This window comes from Amycolatopsis pittospori, assembly GCF_013870525.1.
Taxonomy (GTDB): Bacteria; Actinomycetota; Actinomycetes; order Mycobacteriales; family Pseudonocardiaceae; genus Amycolatopsis; species Amycolatopsis pittospori.
This window is the reverse complement of the sequence record NZ_JACBXD010000065.1, coordinates 1-18408: the sequence shown is the minus strand read 5'-3', so window position 1 is coordinate 18408 and position 18408 is coordinate 1. Positions and strand designations below refer to the sequence as shown.

17 protein-coding genes and 2 pseudogenes are annotated in these 18408 nt (G+C 67.3%); 10 read left to right on the top strand and 9 right to left on the bottom strand.

The genetic code is table 11. The features are described 5' to 3' along the window. Positions 1-4: 4 nt before the first annotated feature. Together H5J31_RS28895 and H5J31_RS28890 are read right to left on the bottom strand one after the other, a co-directional pair. Positions 5-535, bottom strand: a pseudogene (locus tag H5J31_RS28895) (DUF3626 domain-containing protein); the annotation flags it as partial. A gap of 55 nt (positions 536-590) precedes the next feature. Beyond that, positions 591-1154, bottom strand: coding sequence for a helix-turn-helix domain-containing protein (locus H5J31_RS28890; protein WP_181775811.1), 564 nt, complete (start codon positions 1152-1154; stop codon positions 591-593). Positions 1155-1194: 40 nt separating this feature from the next. On the opposite strand from H5J31_RS28890, the gene H5J31_RS28885 reads away from it, so the two are divergent. The 4 genes from H5J31_RS28885 (at position 1195) to H5J31_RS28870 (ending at position 6563) form a co-directional block, all read left to right on the top strand. Further along, on the top strand, positions 1195-1716 hold the full coding sequence (locus tag H5J31_RS28885) for a GNAT family N-acetyltransferase (RefSeq protein ID WP_181775810.1): 522 nt from the start codon (positions 1195-1197) through the stop codon (positions 1714-1716). Between the two features lie 78 nt (positions 1717-1794). Then, positions 1795-3435 carry a NucA/NucB deoxyribonuclease domain-containing protein gene (locus H5J31_RS28880; protein ID WP_181775809.1) on the top strand — a complete coding sequence of 547 codons (1641 nt, stop codon included), beginning with the start codon at positions 1795-1797 and terminating at the stop codon, positions 3433-3435. A 288-nt stretch (positions 3436-3723) separates the two neighbouring features. Beyond that, entirely contained in the window at positions 3724-4980 is a 1257-nt protein-coding gene (locus H5J31_RS28875; RefSeq protein ID WP_181775808.1) for an HNH endonuclease signature motif containing protein, read from the top strand. A gap of 1121 nt (positions 4981-6101) precedes the next feature. After that, the gene (locus tag H5J31_RS28870) at positions 6102-6563 is read left to right on the top strand and encodes an AAA family ATPase (protein ID WP_328701641.1); all 462 of its coding nucleotides are present in this window, start codon (positions 6102-6104) and stop codon (positions 6561-6563) included. On the opposite strand, the gene H5J31_RS28865 is transcribed toward H5J31_RS28870, so the two are convergent. The 5 genes from H5J31_RS28865 to H5J31_RS28845 are packed head-to-tail and all read right to left on the bottom strand — an operon-like array spanning position 6560 to position 10972. Next, positions 6560-7204 carry a response regulator transcription factor gene (locus tag H5J31_RS28865; protein ID WP_181775807.1) on the bottom strand — a complete coding sequence of 215 codons (645 nt, stop codon included), beginning with the start codon at positions 7202-7204 and terminating at the stop codon, positions 6560-6562. The two genes, H5J31_RS28870 and H5J31_RS28865, sit on opposite strands and share 4 nt — an antisense overlap. Positions 7205-7218: 14 nt before the next feature. Then, the gene (locus tag H5J31_RS28860) at positions 7219-8493 is read right to left on the bottom strand and encodes a sensor histidine kinase (protein WP_181775806.1); all 1275 of its coding nucleotides are present in this window, start codon (positions 8491-8493) and stop codon (positions 7219-7221) included. 47 nt (positions 8494-8540) lie between these two features. Further along, positions 8541-8741 carry a hypothetical protein gene (locus H5J31_RS28855; protein ID WP_126736024.1) on the bottom strand — a complete coding sequence of 67 codons (201 nt, stop codon included), beginning with the start codon at positions 8739-8741 and terminating at the stop codon, positions 8541-8543. A gap of 10 nt (positions 8742-8751) precedes the next feature. Further along, positions 8752-9867, bottom strand: coding sequence for a fatty acid desaturase family protein (locus H5J31_RS28850; protein WP_181775805.1), 1116 nt, complete (start codon positions 9865-9867; stop codon positions 8752-8754). Between the two features lie 13 nt (positions 9868-9880). Further along, positions 9881-10972: a ferredoxin reductase gene (locus tag H5J31_RS28845; protein ID WP_181775804.1), complete on the bottom strand. Its 1092-nt coding sequence runs from the start codon at positions 10970-10972 to the stop codon at positions 9881-9883. A gap of 89 nt (positions 10973-11061) precedes the next feature. On the opposite strand from H5J31_RS28845, the gene H5J31_RS28840 reads away from it, so the two are divergent. The 5 genes from H5J31_RS28840 (at position 11062) to H5J31_RS28820 (ending at position 15484) form a co-directional block, all read left to right on the top strand. Beyond that, complete coding sequence (locus H5J31_RS28840) at positions 11062-11718, top strand: TetR family transcriptional regulator (protein WP_181775832.1); 657 nt, start codon at positions 11062-11064, stop codon at positions 11716-11718. 226 nt (positions 11719-11944) lie between these two features. After that, entirely contained in the window at positions 11945-13063 is a 1119-nt protein-coding gene (locus H5J31_RS28835; protein ID WP_181775803.1) for a Re/Si-specific NAD(P)(+) transhydrogenase subunit alpha, read from the top strand. Then, on the top strand, positions 13063-13362 hold the full coding sequence (locus H5J31_RS28830; protein WP_007032801.1) for an NAD(P) transhydrogenase subunit alpha: 300 nt from the start codon (positions 13063-13065) through the stop codon (positions 13360-13362). The genes H5J31_RS28835 and H5J31_RS28830 overlap by 1 nt, the downstream gene beginning before the upstream one ends. Then, positions 13359-14744, top strand: a complete 1386-nt coding sequence (locus H5J31_RS28825) for an NAD(P)(+) transhydrogenase (Re/Si-specific) subunit beta (protein ID WP_181775802.1) — start codon at positions 13359-13361, stop codon at positions 14742-14744. The genes H5J31_RS28830 and H5J31_RS28825 overlap by 4 nt, the downstream gene beginning before the upstream one ends. Next, positions 14741-15484, top strand: a complete 744-nt coding sequence (locus H5J31_RS28820) for a lipoate--protein ligase family protein (protein WP_181775801.1) — start codon at positions 14741-14743, stop codon at positions 15482-15484. Before H5J31_RS28825 ends, H5J31_RS28820 begins: the two co-directional genes overlap by 4 nt. A gap of 58 nt (positions 15485-15542) precedes the next feature. Here the strand turns inward: H5J31_RS28820 and H5J31_RS28815 are convergent, their stop codons facing one another. Next, positions 15543-16244, bottom strand: a complete 702-nt coding sequence (locus H5J31_RS28815) for an Lsr2 dimerization domain-containing protein (protein ID WP_181775800.1) — start codon at positions 16242-16244, stop codon at positions 15543-15545. Positions 16245-16400: 156 nt separating this feature from the next. Between H5J31_RS28815 and H5J31_RS28810 the strand changes: the two genes are divergently transcribed. Continuing rightward, positions 16401-17774, top strand: a complete 1374-nt coding sequence (locus H5J31_RS28810) for a dihydrolipoyl dehydrogenase family protein (protein ID WP_328701640.1) — start codon at positions 16401-16403, stop codon at positions 17772-17774. On the opposite strand, the pseudogene H5J31_RS28805 reads toward H5J31_RS28810, so the two are convergent. Beyond that, positions 17771-18408, bottom strand: a pseudogene (locus H5J31_RS28805) (hypothetical protein); the annotation flags it as partial. The gene H5J31_RS28810 and the pseudogene H5J31_RS28805 sit on opposite strands and share 4 nt — an antisense overlap.

The following is an 18408-nucleotide window of genomic DNA, read 5'->3' as shown; positions in this document are numbered from 1 at the left end:
CTCGTCACGGTAGTGCTCCGAAGCGGGCGATGTAGTGCCAGACGCGTTTCAGGGCCTGCGGGTCGTGCTGACCTGCCTTGCCGAGGAGCCCGGGGGTCGAGGTAGCCGTCTTCCGCCAGTTCCAGGCCGAGTTCGACGATTTCGGGGCCGCGGTAGCCGTCGCGATCCGGATCGGTCCGTGGACCTGCGCCTCGATGTAGTCGTCGAGAAGGTCCGTGTCGTCTTCGCGAGCCAGTTCGATGAGGGCGGAAACCCTGGTTCCGTGGCCGAAATCCTCCGGTCTGAGCACGCTGTCCGGGTAGCAGAAGGTGGTCCGATCGGCTGTGTGCGCGGCCAGCCGGAAGTGTGCCGAGCCGAACCTGGGCGCGCCACCGACGGGACGGCGTCGGAAATCGAGCGCGCCGTACTTCGGTCGTTCGGACGGCGGCGCGTCGTCGTACGCGCCGCCGAACATCCGGCTCTCCCAATGCTACCGGTCGCCGCCCGCGTGCGCCGTCAGCCCGCCGTTGCTCGTACCGGTTTCGAACCGGCCACGTGACCGCCACGCGTTCTCGCGGCGACGTACCCGAGGGCTCTGGTCCGGGCGTCCATCAGGCGTGCCGCCGGGCGAGGGCGACCAGATAGCGCACCGGCCGTTCCGTCGGATTGACGTAGGCGCACGGCTGAGGTGTGCCGAGTTGCAGGCAGTCGCCCGCGTCGAGTTCGTGCTCGATGTCGCCCTCGCGGAACCGCAGATGTCCGTCGAGCACCCAGATCTGATGATGGGTCAGCGCGTAGGTGTGCGCGGGGAACGAGACCTCGGCGCCCGCGGGCAGCACGACCTCGACCAGTTCCAGCGGCCCGCCGAGCGAAGGCGACACGGCGCGGCGCACGTACCCGGTGTCGGGGTCGGTCCACGTCGGCTGGTCGGCCACCCGCACGAGCCGCCGGTCGCCGTGCTCGGCGCGCGCGATCAGCTCGGACAACGTCATCCCGAGAGCGGCCGAAAGGCGGCTGAGCAGGACTGCCGTGGGCTGCGCCTCGCCGCGTTCGATCTTGCCGATCATCGCCCTGGACACGCCGGACGTCTCGGCGAGCGCGTTGGCCGAGAGGTTCTGATCGAGTCTCGCGGACTGGAGCGTCGCGGCGAGCGACGCGGACAAGGGATCCGACATGCTGCTCACTATAGTGGCAGTGTCGGTTACTATAGTTGCCATGGTGATCAGGGAAGCGACGGAAGACGACGCGGTGGCTTGCGCGGAGATCTACGCGCCGTACGTCACCGACACGGCGATCTCGTTCGAGACCGAACCGCCGAAGCCGGACGAGATGGCCGAGCGCATCGCCAAAGCGCGGCGCTCGCACGCGTGGCTAGTGCTCGAAGACGACGAAGGCCGCGTCGCCGGCTACGCCTACGGAGGCCCTTTCAGTGGTCGTCCTTCCTATCGCTGGTCGTGCGAGGTCAGCGTCTATCTGGAACTGGGCCGACGTCGCACGGGCGGCGGTCGCGCGCTCTACCAGGCGCTGCTCGACCGGCTTGCCTCACGCGGCTTCCGGAACTTCTGCGCGGGAATGGTGCTGCCGAACGACGCGAGCTCCGGACTGCACGCGGCCATGGGGTTCGAGCCTGTCGGTACCTACAAGCGGATCGGGTACAAGCACGGGGCTTGGCGGGACGTCGCCTGGGTGCAGCTGTGTCTGCCGGAGGTGGAGGGGACGCCGGTGGAGCCGCGGTAGGGCTGGATGAACCGAGAGTGAACCGGGCCTCCGCACACTTGTCGACCTCGTAGGAACGGACGTCGACGGAGGGGCGAGATGGTCGATTCCAGGGTGAAGCGGACCGTGGGGTACACGTTGTCCGGAGGCTTTCTGACCGTGGCTTTCGGTGTGCTCGGCGCAGCGAGCGCGCAGGCCAAGACCGACGCGCCGGTATCGGGCGTCCCGGTGGCCGGGGGCATCGTCAAGGCCGCCGACGCGGCGAAGAACGTCGTGCAGAAAGCGAAGCCGGCGCCACAGGTGCGCAAGGGAGGCTCGCCTTCGAACGGCGGCGACAGTGGTAAGCAACAGAAGAATCGGGATGCGGCGTTGAAGGCGGCGTCGCATGTTCCGGTGGTCGGGGGTTTCGCCAAGGCCGCCAACGTGGCGAAGGATGTCGCCGAAAAGTCGAAGGCGAAGTCGAGTACGTCGCCGCGTTCGAGTGGTAACGCCGGTGATCAGCGGCGGAACTCGACGAGCAACGACAAGATGGCAGACCAGGCGAAGGTCAGAGACAAGGCGCTTTCGGTCACGCCGTTTGGCGCGGCGGTCGTCAAGTCCGCCAACGCGGCGAAGAACGCCGCGGAAAGGGTGAAAGCGGCGCAGCCGAAATCGCAGGGTTCGGCGCAGGCGGTGAAACTGAAGGCGGAAGATCGGAAGGCGCAAGCCTCGGCGCGTGCCGGTGCCAGGGCGAACGCGGTGGTGCCGGCGAAGAGCCTCCGCGAGCAGATCGGCTCGACGCTGACGGAGGCGGAGGAATCCTTCGAAGCGGGATTGAAGAGTTCTCGGCAATGGGCGCAGACGGAGATCGACGACGAGAAGAACGATCCGAACAAGACACCCGATGTGGGCACCACGGTCCGGAGGTTCGCCGCCGGCGCTTACGCGGCGGTGCACGACAACGTGACCTCGGCCGCGGAACTCCTCGACACGCTCAACGACTCCGCTCAGGGTGACGAAGAGGCTTCGCGCAAGGTCGAACAGACCGGCAAGGACGTCGCGGATGGCGTGGTGAACGTCGTGAGCGACCCGAAGGCGGCGGCGAAAAAGGCCGTCGCGGCCGGGGAACAAGCTTGGGAAGGCTTCAAGGCGTCCCCGGTTTCCGGCACCGGCGAGGTTCTCGCGAACGTCGTCGGCTACCGCGCGATCACCAAATCGAAGGAGGGTGTGGAGGCTGCCGCCCGCGCGGAAGCGCCCAAGCCAAGGTCGACCACGCCGGCGACCGGCGGAGGCAAAGCACGGCCGAGCACCACCGTCACCCCGAGCGCGGCGACCGCCGTACCAGCGGTCCCCAAGGCGAAGGCTGCGGGTCCGACGGGCAGGCCGAAGGTCAATCTCAATCACATCGAGATCGACGGCACCAAATACCCGGAATCCGTCCAGCACATCATCGACAACCTGACACCCAACGCGAAGGGGAAGTACCGGTACGAGGGCACGGTGGACCGGCCAGGAGCGAAGGACCGTCGTAAGAAGTCGCTGCGCGGCATTCGCCGCATCGTCGGCAAGGATCGCGACGAGTGGCCTCAGGCGGTTTTCGTCGAAGGCGGCAAGGGGGCCAGCGTCCGGCATATCGATCCCTCGGACAACAAGGGGTCGGGCGCTTCGCTGGGCAACCAGATGCGCGGCAACAAAGCGGGTGACTACCGGATCGACGACAACACCAAGATCCGGATCTTCGTCAAGCCTCCCAAGCCTTAGCGTGACCGGCGGGTGGGCGCAGAACCTCCATGAAGTCATGGAGGTTCTGCGCCGGAGCGGCTGAACGTCACTTTGCGGGTTTCGGGTCTTTCTTCGTGATTCGTGAGTGGTTTACCGTGCGAAGGGTTCTTCGCTGACTTCGCTGACTTCGCTTGTGAAGCGCTACTGAAGGCCTTTCTTTGCGGTGGTTTCGCATCGGTTTTAACCCTGTCGGGCGATTAATTCATATTCGCATCTCGCTCGAATATCAGTAGCACACATGTTCGACTGTCGGGTATCGTTGATGTCGTGGCCAGCGAAAACAGTCCCCAGGCAGCGTGCACCGAGTGGTGGCGCGTCGATACTGCGACGCTGCATGCCCGCAAACAGGAAATCGAAGTCCTGAAACGCCGGTTGGACGCGGAGCAGTACGCGATCTTCGCGGAACTCAACACGCGCGGAATCCGCGGCTGCTATGGGCATTCGACGTTGATGGGGTTGATCCTGCAGGACTTCCATGTGTCGGAGAAAGAAGCCTCAGCCCGCGCCGATCGCGCTCTTGCCCTGCATCCCGGCGTAGCTCTCGGCGGCGATGTCGTGCCCCCGTTGGCGCCCGTGACTGCCGACGCCGCCGCCGAGGGCGCGATCGGCGGCGGCCAGATCGATGCGATCATCGGTGCTCTCGCCCAGGTTCCGTCGTTCGTGCCTGAGGAGGATGTGCAGGCGGGGGAGAAGATCCTGGTCGATCTGGCTCGTCGTGCTGGGCCGAAAGAGATCACTCGGGCTGGGCGTCGGATGTTGGACACGATGGACCCCGACGGTAAAGAGCCTCGTAACGAGGATCCGAAGGATGCTCGTCCGGAGTTGCGGTTCATCAAGCACCGGGACGGCACCCTGGGGTTCGCCGGAACCCTCGACCTGGAGATCTACGCACGGTTGAAGTCCGACCTCGACCCCCTGGCCAAACCCCACAAGGCCATCGACGGCGTCCGCGACTCCCGCAGCCAGGGTGAACGCTACGGCGACGCGTTCTCCGATTATGTGCGGATGAAGACCGCCAGCCCGGACATCCCCAGTCAGGCCGGGGAGTCGACCCAGATTCTGGTCACCATGGCCTACGACGACCTCATGAACGAGGTCGGCGACGGCCTCCTCGACCTGGTCGGCCCCATCTCCGCCACCGACGTGCGGATCCTCGCGTGTGATGCCCGGATCCGGCCGATCGTGCTCTCCGGTGCCGGACAACCCCTCGACGTGGGGCGATCGAGTCGCTCCACCACCACACCGCAGAAGCATGCGTTGAAGATCCGGGACGGTGGGTGTGCGTTCCCCGGCTGCGACATGCCCGTGCAGCGGTGTACGGCCCACCACATTGTTTTCTGGCGACACCGTGGCGAGACGAAGATCGACAACCTGGTGCTGCTGTGCACCAAACACCACCGGCTGATCCACAAAAGCGAATGGAAAGTCCAGCTCGCCCAAGACGGACTCCCGGAATTCATCGCACCCGCCTACCTCGACCCGACCGGCACTCCGAGGCGCAACACGATGCATCTGCGGGTATAGACCGATAGTCCAGCGTGCTTTCGTTGCCTTGCCCGCACTGGCCCGATCAGCCTGCGGGATGGGTCGATTTGTGCTGATCGCGTTCCGACGCCGATGCGCGCTGTTGTCGTCTTCCGGCGACGCTCAAGGACCATCGGAGGCGCGACCGGCACTGTGAGAGGGCATAGGCTCGCAGGCTCTGTTGCCATCGCACTCGCCTGTCTCGACCCGACCGGACTCCGAGGCGCAGCACGATGCACTTGCGGGATAGGCCGATAGCTCAGCCTTGCCCGCACTGGCCCCCGGTCAGGTATGCGAGGGTGGGCCGTTTCTGCTGCTCGTGCCCCGCAGCCGATGCGCGCTGTTGTCGTCTTCCGGCGACGCTCAAGGACCACCAGGGGCGCGACCGGCACTGTGTGAGGACATAGCCTCGCAGGCTCTGTTGCCATCGCACTTGCCTGTCTCGACCCGACCGGACTCCGAGGCGCAGCACGATGCACTTGCGGGATAGGCCGATAGCTCAGCCTTGCCCGCACTGGCCCCCGGTCAGGTATGCGAGGGCGGGCCGTTTTCCGCTTCGTGCCCCGCAGCCGATGCGCGCTGTTGTCGTCTTCCGGCGACGCTCAAGGACCACCAGGGGCGCGACCGGCACTGTGTGAGGACATAGGCTCGCAGGCTCCGTTGCCATCGCACTTGCCTGTCTCGACCCGACCGGACTCCGAGGCGCAGCACGATGCACTTGCGGGTATAGGCCGATAGCCCAGCCTTGCCCGCACTGGCCCCGGTCAGGTACGCGAGAGTGGGCCGTTTTCTGCTGATCGTGCCCCGCAGCCGATGCGCTGTTGTCGTCTTCCGGCAACACTCAAGGACCATCAGAGGCGCGACCGGCACCGTGTGAGGACACAGGTCGCAGGCTGCCTTGCCATCCCACCCGCCTACCTCGACCCATCGGGAATCCGAGACGGAACACGATGCATAGACCGATAGCCCGGTCTGCCTTCGTCACCGAGCCCGCCTTGGCTCCGGCCTGGCCAGTCACGCCCTGCCGTGCCGATCTTGCCTGGGTACCGATGCAACGCCGTCTTTCGGCAACTCCCGAAGACGAACAGACCGCACCCGGTCAGCCACCGTAGGATCCGGACGTGACCGTCATCCTCGTGACCGGTATGTCCGGCACAGGCAAGTCGACCGCCCTCAACGCCTTGGCGCGCAAGGGATTCCGCACCGTCGACACCGACATCGGCGGCTGGATCGCCGAAGAAGCGGGCAGGGAACGCCAATGGCACCCCGGCCGCATCGACGCCCTCATCGCCGAGCACGAACGCTCCCGCGAGCCGCTGTTCATCGCCGGGACGGTCTGGAACCAGCAGGACTTCTACCCCCGGTTCGACCGGATAGTCCTGCTCAGCGCGCCGATCGACGTGATCCTCGAACGTCTCGCGACCCGCGATGGCAACCCGTTCGGCAAGACCGCCGAGGAACGGGAACGTGTCATCGCGGACACGGAAGAGGTCGAACCGCTGCTGCGGGAGTCGGCCACCCTTGAGATCGACACGAGGAGACCTCTCGCCGAAGTCGTGGATCAGCTCCGAAGCCTGATCTAAGACTCCAGGTACCGCAGCACCGCCAGCACCCGCCGGTTGTCCCCTTCGGACTGTGGAAGCGCCAGCTTCCCGAAGATGCTCGACACGTACTTCTCCACCGAGCCCGCCGAAAGGAACAGTCCCGCGGCGATGGCCGAGTTCGACCGGCCCTCCGCCATCAGCCCGAGAACTTCACGCTCCCGCGGGGTCAGGCCGGCGAGCGCGTCCGTCTTCCGGGTGGCGCTGAAGAGCTGGCTGACCACTTCCGGGTCGAGCACGGTCTCGCCGTCGGCGACCCGGCTAAGCGCGTCGAGGAAGTCCGAGACCTCGGCGACGCGATCCTTCAGCAGGTAGCCGACGCCGCCGGCGCGGTCGGCCAGGAGTTCCGTCGCGTACTGCGTCTCGACGTACTGCGAGAACAGCAGGATCGCGCATCCGGGCACTTCCGCGCGCAGGGCGATCGCCGCGCGCAGACCTTCGTCGGTGTGCGTCGGTGGCATCCGGATATCCACAATGGACACGTCGGGCCGGTGGGAGCGGACCGCTTCGCGCAGGCTGTCGCCGTCCATCACCGCCGCGACGACCTCGTGTCCCCGAAGGTTCAGCAGTTCGACGAGGCCCGCCCGCAGGATGGCCGAGTCTTCCGCGATCACGACGCGCACGCCGCCCCCATGTCCTATTTCCGTAGTGGTATCTCCGCGCTGATCACCGTAGGCCCTCCTGGAGGACTGTCGATGTCGAGCCCGCCGTCGACGGTCGCGAGCCGTTCGGCGATCCCGGAGAGCCCGCCGCCGCGTTCCAGCCTGGCCCCGCCTTCGCCGCCGTCTCGCACCACGAGCCGCAGGCCCTCACCGAAGATACCGACGTCGACCTCGATCGCGGCCGAAGTGTGTTTGGCGGCATTGGTCAGCAGTTCCGCGACGGTGAAGTAGGCGATGGTCTCGATCGACGGCGACGGCCTGCTCGGCAGGTCCACGGTGATCCGCGCGTCGATACCCGAGCTGGCGGCCAAAGTGGACAGTGCGACGTCGAGGCCGGCGTCGAGTGCGGCGGGGTGGATGCCGCGCGCGAGGTCCCGCAGTTCGACCAGGGCCTGTTTCGCGTTGGCGTGCGCGGCGGTGATCAGGGCTGTGACGTGGGCGGTGTCGGCGCCGTCGGAGGCGAGTTCGTCCTTCGCGATGCCGAGTTTCATCGCCAGCGCGACCAGCTGGGCCTGCGCGCCGTCGTGCAGATCGCGTTCGATCCGGCGCAACCGCCGGGTCGCGTCGTCGACGGCGGTCGCCCGGCTGCGTTCGAGGTCGCGCACGCGTTTGGAGAGATCCTCGGCGCCGAGGACTCCCCGCACGAGCAGGCGGTCGAGTCCGGTCAGGCCGTGGACCACCCACGGCATGGCCAGCAGCGCGGCCAGTCCGGTGAGGGCGAGTGGCAGGGTCAGCGGCCAGGTGTCGACCCGGAGGTCGAACGTCGGCATGGCTTCACCGTTCAGGGTGAACCAGAACAGCGGATAGGTCAGCGCGCTCACGGCGTACACGAGCATGGTCGCGACCAGGAAGAACTCGATGAACGACAGCGGCAGCCGGATCACCAGGTAGGCGATCGACCGCCATCCGATCGGATCCCCGATCTTGCTCTTGATGCCGTTCCACAGGCCCGGCCGCAGCTCGGGCCGGGCGGGCGGGGTGACCGTCGTCCCGAGCAGGGCGCGGGCGAGGCCGATATGCGCGACCCCGATCAGCCGTGCGCCCGCCACGACGCCGATGAGCACCGGCAGCCCGATGGTGAGCAGGCTCAGGCCGATCCCGAGGACCAGCCCGACGACGACGAGCGCCACGAACACCAGCGTCAGCGGCGTGCCGAGGAGCACCCACGCCAGCTCCGCCCAGTACGCGCGGTTCAGCTGCGCACCGAGGACGCGGCCGGCGAACCGGGGGAGGGCGAGGCGGGTGGTCACGGCTTCAGCCTGCCGTGGCCACCCGCCTCGTGCCCATCCAGGTTTCCCTAGTCTTCGCGGTTCTCGTCCGCCTGCGCGCGTTGTGACGCCTCGCGCATCTCGATGACGTCCGTCAGCCAGTCGCCTGTCTCCCGGGCGATGTCCCGGATCGCTCCGGTGATGATCGTCGCGATGTTGCCGATGTGGGTGGCCGCCGACTCGGTGACCTCTTGGACCACGTCTTTGGTGCTTTCGAACTGACCGACCATGTCAGACACCTTAAGCCGCTCGGAGGGTCTTGTCGCTTTCCACGGTAGCGGCTTCGCGGGGCGCGCCGTTCCACGGCATGGCCAGCTTCACGATCTTCTTCGCCACCGAGAGCAGCTGCTTGTGCAGCGGGCCGGTGTTGTACGGCAGGCCGTACTTCTCGCAGATCGCCCGTACCTCGCCCGCGATCTCGGGGTAGCGGCGTGCCGGGATGTCCGGGAACAGGTGGTGCTCGATCTGGTGCGACAGGTTCCCGGTCATGATGTGGAAGAGCTTCCCGCCGGTGATGTTCGCCGAGCCGAGGATCTGGCGCAGGTACCACTGGCCCCGCGATTCGTTCTCGGTCTCCTCCTCGGTGAAGCTCTCGACGTCGGCGGGGAAGTGGCCGCAGAAGATGATCGAGAACGCCCACAGGTTGCGGGTCAGGTTCGCGGTCGCGTTGCCGAGGAAGGTCAGCGGCGCGAGCGGACCGGTCAGCAGCGGGAAGAGCACGTAGTCCTTGCCGACCTGGCGACCGGCCTTCTTGAGCATCTTCAGGCCGACCTCCTTGTTGTCCGACCATTTGCGCTCGCCCTTGACGACGCGGTCGAATTCGAGGTCGTGCAGCATGACGCCCCACTGGAAGAACAGCGCGAGCGCCGTCGCGTACACCGGGTTGCCCAGGTAGTACGGATGCCATTTCTGCGCCGGGTCCATCCGCAGGACGCCGTAACCGATGTCGCGGTCCTTGTCGAGGATGTTCGTGTACGTGTGGTGGATGTAGTTGTGGGAGTGGCGCCAGTTCTCCGAGGGCGCGACGGTGTCCCACTCGAATTTCTGGGAGCTCAGCGCCGGGTCGCGCGTCCAGTCGTACTGGCCGTGCATGACGTTGTGGCCGATCTCCATGTTGTCGAGGATCTTCGCCACGGAAAGCGCGGTGACGCCGGCGATCCACGCGGGCGGGAAGAAGCCGGCGAACAGCAGTCCGCGGCCGGCGACCTCCAGCGCGCGCTGGGTCTTGATGACGTTGTGGATGTAGTCGACGTCCACCTGGCCGAGGTCGGCGACGATCCGCTGCCGGATCTCGTCCAGTTCGCGGCCGAACTCCTCGACTTGGTGCGGGGTCAGTTTGTCCTGCAAGCCGGTCATGAGCAGGTCCTTTCTAAGCGTTGATCTCGACGTCCCCGACCGGGACGGAGATGCAGAGCTGGATCTCTTCGTTCTCTTCGCTGGAGGTCTCGCCGGTCTTGGCGTTGCGCACGCAGCCCGAGGTCTTGATCTGGGTGCAGGAGAAGCAGATGCCCATCCGGCAACCGTGTTCGGGGCTCAGCCCCGCTTCTTCGGCCTGCTCCAGCAACGGCTTCCCGGAGTTCTCGAACTCGCGGCCACTGCGCGCGAACCGGACCTGTCCTTCGGCGTTCTCGGTGTCGAAGGTGAGCGCGGGCGGGGTGAACTCTTCTGTGTGCAGGTGTGCGCCCAGGCCGTCGGCTTCGAACGCCTCGCGGACGGAATCCATCAGGGGCTTGGGGCCGCACAGGAAGGTCTCGGCGTCGGGATACCAGGGCACCGCTTCCGAGAGGTGCTCCTTCGAGAAGAACCCGTGCAGGTCCCCGCCGCTGGTCGCGTGAGTGAACGCGTGTACCACCCGCAGCGTGGGGAGGCGGCGGGCGAGGTCGGCGAGCTCGGCGCGGTAGAGCGTGTCTTCGGCGGTGTTCGAGTAGTGCAGGAAGACGACGTCGCCCTCGTACTTCTCGTCCGCCAGCGTGCGCAGCATCGACAGGACGGGGGTGATCCCGCTCCCACCGCTGAGCAGGAGGATCCGTCGGGGCCTCGGCGACGGCAGGGTGAACTCACCGTCCGGAGTGGACAGTCCGAGCACGGAACCGATGGTGATCGTGCGGTTCAGATGCCGTGAGACCAGGCCCTGCGGATCGGCCTTGATGGTCAGTTCCAGTGATCCGTCGTGCTCCGAACCGACCGGCGAGTAGCAGCGGGTCCGGCGGACGCCGTCGATCTCGACGGTCACCCGCACGTACTGGCCCGCGACGAAGCCGCGCCAGGCGCGGCTCGGCTTGATCGTCAGGGTGACCGTGTCGGGAGTCTGCCGCCGGACGTCGGTGACCAGGCCGCGGATCTCGTGGCGGACCAGCATCGGGTCGACGAGTTCGAGGTAGCGGTCCATTCCGTGGGGCGTGAGCAGGGCCTCGGCCAGCGAGGCCAGCCGCCTGGCCCTGCGCGGTACCAGTGCCGTCATCACATCTCCAGAATTCAGTGAACGCTTGTACACTGAACAGTGAAGTGGCGATGGTCGCGCTTGTCAACGCGAGAGGAGGGCGATGTGACGTGGGTGATACTGCCGAGGCGATTACGCTGTCCGTCGTGACAACGGAGCCCGTTTCCCGGCAGGAGCGCAAGCAGCGCACGCGTCAAGCGCTGCTCGACGCGGCGCTGGACCTGGTGGCGGAGCGCGGTTTTTCCGGGCTGAGCCTTCGAGAGGTGGCGAAACAGGCCGGAATCGTCCCGACGGCGTTCTATCGCCATTTCGCATCGATGGACGAACTGGGCGTCGCGCTGGTGGAAGAGTCGATGCGGACCTTGCGCACGATGATCCGGTCGGCGCGCACCAGGCCGGCGGCCTACAACGACATGATCCGGATGTCCGTGCGCATCCTGCACGAGCATGTGCGCGCCCACGAGGATCACTTCCATTTCCTGACGCGGGAGCGTTACGGCGGCACCGGGCCGGTGCGGCAGGCGATCGGCTTCGAACTCAAGCTGTTCGTCAGCGAACTCGCCGTCGATCTCGCTCGATTCGACAATCTCCGCGCCTGGGCGACCGAGGATCTGCATCTGCTGGCCGACCTGATCGTGACGACCATGCTCACGACGGTGCTGGAGTTGCTCGAGACGCCGTCGCGTGACGGTGAGATCGTCCGCACGGCCGAACGGCGGTTGCGCTTGATCTTTCTGGGGGTGCCGAACTGGCGCAGCGTTCCGTGATGCGGAAAACCGTTGCTCCGTAAGTGTCATGAGGGGTCCCCATAGGACGGAAACCGTCCTATGGGGACCCCTTATGACGTCGCACACCTGGATCGATGGCTGGATCGATCGTGATGAGCGATGTCACGGAAAGATGCCGTCCGGATACGTTCAGCCAGGAAAGTTGTCGGTGGGACGTGGTAAACAGTGCGGGTTCGTGTGGTCCTCTCCAGCGAGGAGGTCGCCTGTGGCGGCAGAAAACGAGCAGCTCACGGTCGGTGTTGTCCGGGAGACCGGACAAGGCGAACGCCGCGTCGCGCTGGTACCGAAGCTCATCGAGCGCGTCTCAGGACGCGGATTGCGGGTGGTGGTCGAGTCCGGTGCGGGCGCCGGCGCGCTGCTCGCCGACGAGACCTTCGAACAGGCGGGCGCGGAGATCGGCGACGCGTGGGATGCCGACATCGTGGTGAAGGTGGCGCCGCCGAGCGCGGCCGAAGTCGCGAAGCTCAAAACGGGCACCATCCTCATCGGCTTCCTGAATCCACGGGCCGATCCGGACGGGATAGCGGCGCTCGAATCGGCGGGCGTCCGTGCCTTCGCCGTCGAGGCGATCCCTCGGATCTCCCGGGCGCAGGCCATGGACGCGTTGTCGTCCCAGAGCAGTGTCGCGGGTTATCGCGCGGTCTTGCTGGCCGCGCAGAAACTCACCCGCTTCTTCCCGATGCTCACCACCGCGGCGGGCACCGTGCCACCGGCGAAGGTCCTCGTGCTCGGCGCGGGCGTCGCCGGGCTGCAGGCCTTGGCGACGGCGAAACGGCTCGGCGCGCAGACCACCGGGTACGACGTCCGGCCCGAGGTCGGCGAGCAGGTCAAATCGCTCGGCGCGAAATTCCTCGACCTAGGCATCGAGGCGGTCGGCGAAGGCGGGTACGCCCGTGAGCTGACCGACGAGGAAAAGGTCGAGCAGCAACGCAGGCTCACCGAGGCGATCACGAGATTCGACGCCGTGATCACCACCGCGCTCGTCCCCGGCCGCAAGGCGCCGACCCTCGTCACCGCCGATGCGGTGAAGGGGATGCCCGCCGGTGGTGTCGTGGTCGACCTCGCCGGCGAGTCCGGCGGCAACTGCGAACTGACGAAGCCGGGCGAAGAGATCGTCGAGCACGACGTCACCATCTGCTCGCCGCTCAACCTCGCCGCCGAGATGCCCGCGCATTCCAGCGAGCTGTACGCGCGCAACGTCACCGAGTTGCTGGAACTGCTCGTCGATAAGGAAGGCAAGCTCGCGCTCGACTTCTCCGACGAGATCGTCGCCGGGGCCTGCGTGGCCGGCGCCGTCGACGCCGAAGAAGAAGGGGGCGAGTGATGCTCGTAGGCAGCCTGGCGATCCTCGTACTCGCCGGATTCGTGGGTTTCACCGTCATTTCGAAGGTGCCCAACACCCTGCACACCCCGCTGATGTCGGGGACCAACGCCATCCACGGCATCGTCCTGCTCGGCGGGCTGATCGTGCTCGGCCTCGGGGTGGACGGCGTACTGAACAAGATCCTGCTGGTGATCGCGATCGCCTTCGGCACGATCAACGTGGTCGGCGGCTTCCTCGTCACCGACCGGATGCTTTCGATGTTCAAGGCGAAGAAGCCGGAAGACGGTGGTGACAAGTGACGACCTTCATCGCCGTCCTCTACATCATTTCCTTCGCCCTGTTCATCTACGGCCTGATGGGTCTGACCGGTCCGCGCACCGCGGTCCGCGGTAACTGGATCGCCGCGGTCGGCATGGGCATCGCGGTGATCGCGACGCTCCTGACGCCCGGTATGGGCAACTGGCTGCTGATCGCCCTCGGTGTCGCGATCGGTGTCGTCGTCGGCGTGCCGTCCGCGCGCAAGGTGAAGATGACCGCGATGCCGCAGATGGTGGCGCTGTTCAACGGCGTCGGCGGCGGGGCGGTCGCGCTCATCGCCTGGGTCGAGTTCCGCACCACCGACGGCTACGCGCACGAGCCGGCGTACGTCGCGATCGCGTCGCTCTTCGCCGCGATCGTGGGTTCGGTGTCCTTCTGGGGCTCCAATATCGCGTTCGGGAAACTGCAGGAGCTGATCTCCGGCCGTCCGATCACGCTCGGCAAACTGCAGCAGCCGGTCAACGCGATCGTGCTGCTCGCCGCGATCGTCTTCGCGGTCGTCATCGCCACCGGCGGCGACGCCGAACTGCTGATGATCGGCCTGCTGCTCGCGGCGGGTGTGCTCGGTGTGGTGGTCGTGCTGCCGATCGGCGGCGCGGACATGCCGGTCGTCATCTCCCTGCTGAACGCGCTCACCGGTCTGTCGGCGGCGGCCATGGGGCTCGCCCTCGACAACACCGCGCTGATCGTGGCGGGCATGATCGTCGGCGCGTCGGGTTCGATCCTGACGAACCTGATGGCGAAGGCGATGAACCGGTCGATCCCGGCCATCGTCGCCGGCGGGTTCGGCGGCGGCTCGGCTGTCGCGAGCGGTGGGTCCGGCGAGGTCCGGCCGGTCCGCAGCACCAGCGCGTCCGACACCGCCATCCAGATGGCGTACGCGAACAAGGTCGTGGTCGTCCCCGGCTACGGCATGGCAGTCGCGCAGGCACAGCACATGGTTCGCGAGATGGCGAAGCTGCTTGAGGCCAAGGGGATCACGGTCGAATACGCGATCCACCCGGTGGCCGGCCGGATGCCGGGGCATATGAACGTGCTCCTCGCCGAGGCCGACGTCCCGTACGAGCAGCTCAAGGAAATGGACGAGATCAACTCCGAGTTCGCCCAGACCGACGTCGCGCTGGTGATCGGCGCGAACGACGTCACGAACCCGGCCGCGGAGACCGATCCGGGCTCGCCCATCTACGGGATGCCGATCCTCAAGGTGAACCACAGCCGGTCGGTGATCGTGCTCAAGCGCTCGATGAGCTCGGGCTTCGCCGGTATCGACAACGAGCTCTTCTACGATGCGAAGACCAGCATGCTCTTCGGCGACGCCAAGTCCTCGGTGAGCGAGATCGTGGAGGAACTCAAAGCACTGTGACCGGTCCCTCGGAAGTCGTCGCGTCGTTCGACGACCCGGCCGACAACCTCGCGTTCGACGAAGCCCTCCTGCGTGCCGCACCGGAGGCGCCGGTCCTGTGGATCTGGCGCAACACCGACTGTGTGGTGGTGGGCCGGGGACAGAAGATCGAACGCGAGGTCAAGGCCGACGTCTGTGCGAGCGACGGTGTTCCGGTGTTGCGCCGGGCCAGTGGGGGCGGCACGGTGTTCCACGATCCCGGCAACCTCAACATCACCCTTGTCCTGCCGGGGCTCGGGTTGTCCGGGGAACCCGTCAGACCGCTCGAAGCACTGGGGGAACTGATGACCGCGACGGTGGCCGAACTCGGGCTGCCGTCGCGGCTCGGTGATCGGGGGCTGTTCGTCGGTGACTCGAAGCTGTGCGGTTTCGCCGTGTTCCGGACGAAAACGGGCTTGCTCGCGCACTCGACCCTGCTCGTTTCGACCGCCGCCGAGCGGGTCGGCCGCTACCTCACCGCGGCGCCCTCGGATCCCCGTCCGATGGACTCGCATCGCAGTCAGGTCGCGTCGCTCGCCGATCATGGCCTGCGGAAAGGTGTTGCCGACGTCACGGCCGCCGTCCGCAAGGCGGCGACCGCGCAACTGGGTGAACCGGTGCCGCGGAAGCCGTCGGCCGCCGAGCGGGAGTGGCACCGTTCGCTCCAGCGCACGCGCTACCACTACCCCGAATGGCATTCGGAAGGTTCTCAGCGCAAGTAATTCGACACAGAACGGCCCCATTCGCATATTTACGCGAATGGGGCCGTTTTCCGTCGAATTACTTTTCCTTGGCCGAGAAAGTGACGACGGGTACCTTGCGGGCGGCCCGGGTGGTCTTCTTCGGGTCGGCCGCCTTCTTCGCCGGAGTCTTGGCGGCGGTCTTCGGCGCGGCCTTGACGGCCGTCGTCTTCGCGGCCGTGCTCTTGGCGGCGGTCTTCGGTGCGGCCTTCGCGGCGGTCGTCTTCGTCGCCGTCTTGGCCGGGGTCTTCGTCGCGGCGGTCGCCTTGGCGCGACCGGCCGGAGCCTTGGCAGCGGTGGTCTTCGTCGTGCTTCGGGTCGACTTCGCTTTGGCCGCAGTGGCTTTCGCCGAGGTCGTGGCGGTGGCCTTGGGTGTGGCGACCTTCGCCGCCGCGGTCTTGGCGGCCGCGGGCTTACGTCCGGCGACGCCCTTCGCGGCCGGCTTGCGGCCCGGCTTCGCGGCGGTCTTCGCCTCGGCCTTGGCCGCGGTCGCCGCGGTCTTCGGCGTCGACTTCGCCACACGCGCGCCCTTCGGACGCTGCACGACCCGCGGGCGGAGTTTCCGTCCGCCGATACGACGGCCGTTCTCCACGAAAGCACGCAGGGTTTCCCGGAGTGCCGCGGCATTGTCGGCCGAAAGGTCGATGTCGTAGGCGATTCCGTCCAAACCGAAAGCGACCGTTTCTTCGGCCGCCTCGCCGGTCAAATCGTCCAGCAAATGCACAGCAGTGTTCCTGGCCATGAAAAACCTCCCGCGCTCGATCGTTCTACTGCGTAACCGGCACGGAGAAATCTGAACCCGCGGCTGATGACTCACGCAGCGACACGAGGATAGCGGCAGGTTGCGCGAAGCTGCGCGGTGGTGTGCGCTGAATGCATGTCAGCACAGACTTTTGACGTGATCGTGATCGGAGGCGGCCCCGTCGGCGAGGTCGCCGCCGAACGGGCCGCGCGCGGAGGGCTCCAGGTCGCCCTCGTCGAACACGAGCGCTTCGGCGGCGAATGTTCTTACTGGGCCTGCATTCCGAGCAAGGCGTTGCTTCGGCCGGGAAACCTCCTCGCCGCAGCCAAGCGCATCCCGGGTGTCCCGGTGGGCGACGCCGTCGACCCCGCGAAGGTGTTCGCGCGCCGCGACTGGTTCACCGGCAAGGGAGACGACACCGGACAGTTCAAGTGGGCCGAAGGTGTCGGGATCGCCCCGATCCGCGGGCACGGCCGGATCACCGGTGAGCGGGAGGTCACGGTCGACGGCGGTGACGTGCTGACCGCGCGGCACGCGGTGATCGTCGCCACCGGCAGCGTCCCGCGGACGCCGTCGATCCCCGGCCTGGACGGCGTTTCCGTCTGGGGTTCGCGGGAGGCGACGTCGGCCGAAGCCGTTCCGCGCCGCCTCGGCGTGCTCGGCGGCGGTGTCGTCGGCGTCGAAATGGCGCAGGCGTACGCCACACTCGGGGCCGAGGTCCACCTGATCATCTCGGGTGCGCGCCCGCTGCCGAGGCTGGCGGACTTCGTCGGCGACGCCGTCATCAAGGGGCTGAGCGAGGCCGGTGTCACCGTGCACACCGGTTCCGGGCTCGACGCCGTGTCCGCTTTGGACGGTGGTAAGGAACTCACACTGAAGGGCGGGGAACGGTTGGTCGTCGACGAGCTGCTCGTCGCCACCGGCCGCCGCCCGGCGACCGACGGACTCGGCGTGGAGGTGCTGGGGCTCGAAGCCGGCGCGGCGCTCTCGACCGACGACAACGGCCGCGTGTCCGCTGTGGACGGTGGCTGGCTGTTCGCCGTCGGGGACGTCACCGGCCGCGCGCCGCTGACGCATCAGGGCAAGTACGCCGCCCGCGCCACCGGGGACTCGGTGGCCGCCCAGGCCGCGGGCGAGCCTGTCGACGCCGCGGCGTGGAGCGCGCACAGCGCCACGGCCGATCACCACGCCATCCCGCAGGTCGTCTTCACCGATCCGGAGGTCGCTTCGGTCGGGCTCGCGGACGCGGAAGAGGGCGAACCGCACCGCGTCGTCGACATCGACATCGCGGTCGCCGGCTCGTCGCTGCACGCGGACGGCTACGCGGGCAAGGCACGGATCGTCGTCGACACCGAACGCGGCGTCCTGGTCGGCGCGACCTTCGTCGGTCAGGACGTCGCCGAGCTGCTGCACGCGGCGACGATCGCGATCGTCGGGGAGGTTCCGCTGTCGCGGTTGTGGCACGCCGTGCCGTCGTTCCCGACGATCAGCGAGGTCTGGCTGCGTCTGCTGGAGGCGTACGGCCTCTAGCCGTTGACCGGGAGTTCCAGGGCGGCCTTCGCGCCCCGGACCAGGCCGGGATCGTCCGGAGTGGACGGTCCCGGCACCCATACGGCCTGCACCAGCCGGACCGATTTCCCGTCCTGGCTGCTCTGGTAGGCCGCGCCCTCGAACACCGGGACGTCACCCTGCCACTGGCTGGTTTCGGTGGCGACGTCGAGGATGCCGCCCCCGCCGGGGGTGTCGGCGGCCGCCTTGAACGCGGTCGCCTGTTCGGTGTTCGGGAATTCCACGACGGCGATCGTCACCGCGGCGGCGCGGCCGTCGATGGAGCTGGCGAAGCTGGCCCGTTTCACCGCGGAACAACTCGTCTGTTGAAGGCTCGCCTGGACGTCGCCGTACGCGTGCGACGCGCATTTCTGATCCGCGGCCGACGCCCGCGAGGTGAACTGGATGTTCTCCACGGCGCTGCTGCTCGGCGGAGGAGAACTGGTCGCCGGGGTCGGCGGCGGCGGGGTCTGCGTGGACGCGGTGTCGTCCCCGCCGGAGGCGACGCTGATCGCCGCGACCAGCAGCACGATCAGCAGGCCGATCGCGGCGACCGGGAGCCACTTCACCGTCTTGGACTGATGCGGTCGCTTCGGCGCGGATTCGGCGGGCGCGG

Coding starts and splice junctions, on each gene's coding strand:
- H5J31_RS28815 (WP_181775800.1), bottom strand. CDS start 16,244: ATGGCCAGGAACACTGCTGTGCATTTGCTGGACGATTTGACCGGCGAG.
- H5J31_RS28880 (WP_181775809.1), top strand. CDS start 1,795: ATGGTCGATTCCAGGGTGAAGCGGACCGTGGGGTACACGTTGTCCGGA.
- H5J31_RS28830 (WP_007032801.1), top strand. CDS start 13,063: ATGCTCGTAGGCAGCCTGGCGATCCTCGTACTCGCCGGATTCGTGGGT.
- H5J31_RS28850 (WP_181775805.1), bottom strand. CDS start 9,867: ATGACCGGCTTGCAGGACAAACTGACCCCGCACCAAGTCGAGGAGTTC.
- H5J31_RS28885 (WP_181775810.1), top strand. CDS start 1,195: ATGGTGATCAGGGAAGCGACGGAAGACGACGCGGTGGCTTGCGCGGAG.
- H5J31_RS28855 (WP_126736024.1), bottom strand. CDS start 8,741: ATGGTCGGTCAGTTCGAAAGCACCAAAGACGTGGTCCAAGAGGTCACC.
- H5J31_RS28890 (WP_181775811.1), bottom strand. CDS start 1,154: ATGTCGGATCCCTTGTCCGCGTCGCTCGCCGCGACGCTCCAGTCCGCG.
- H5J31_RS28845 (WP_181775804.1), bottom strand. CDS start 10,972: ATGACGGCACTGGTACCGCGCAGGGCCAGGCGGCTGGCCTCGCTGGCC.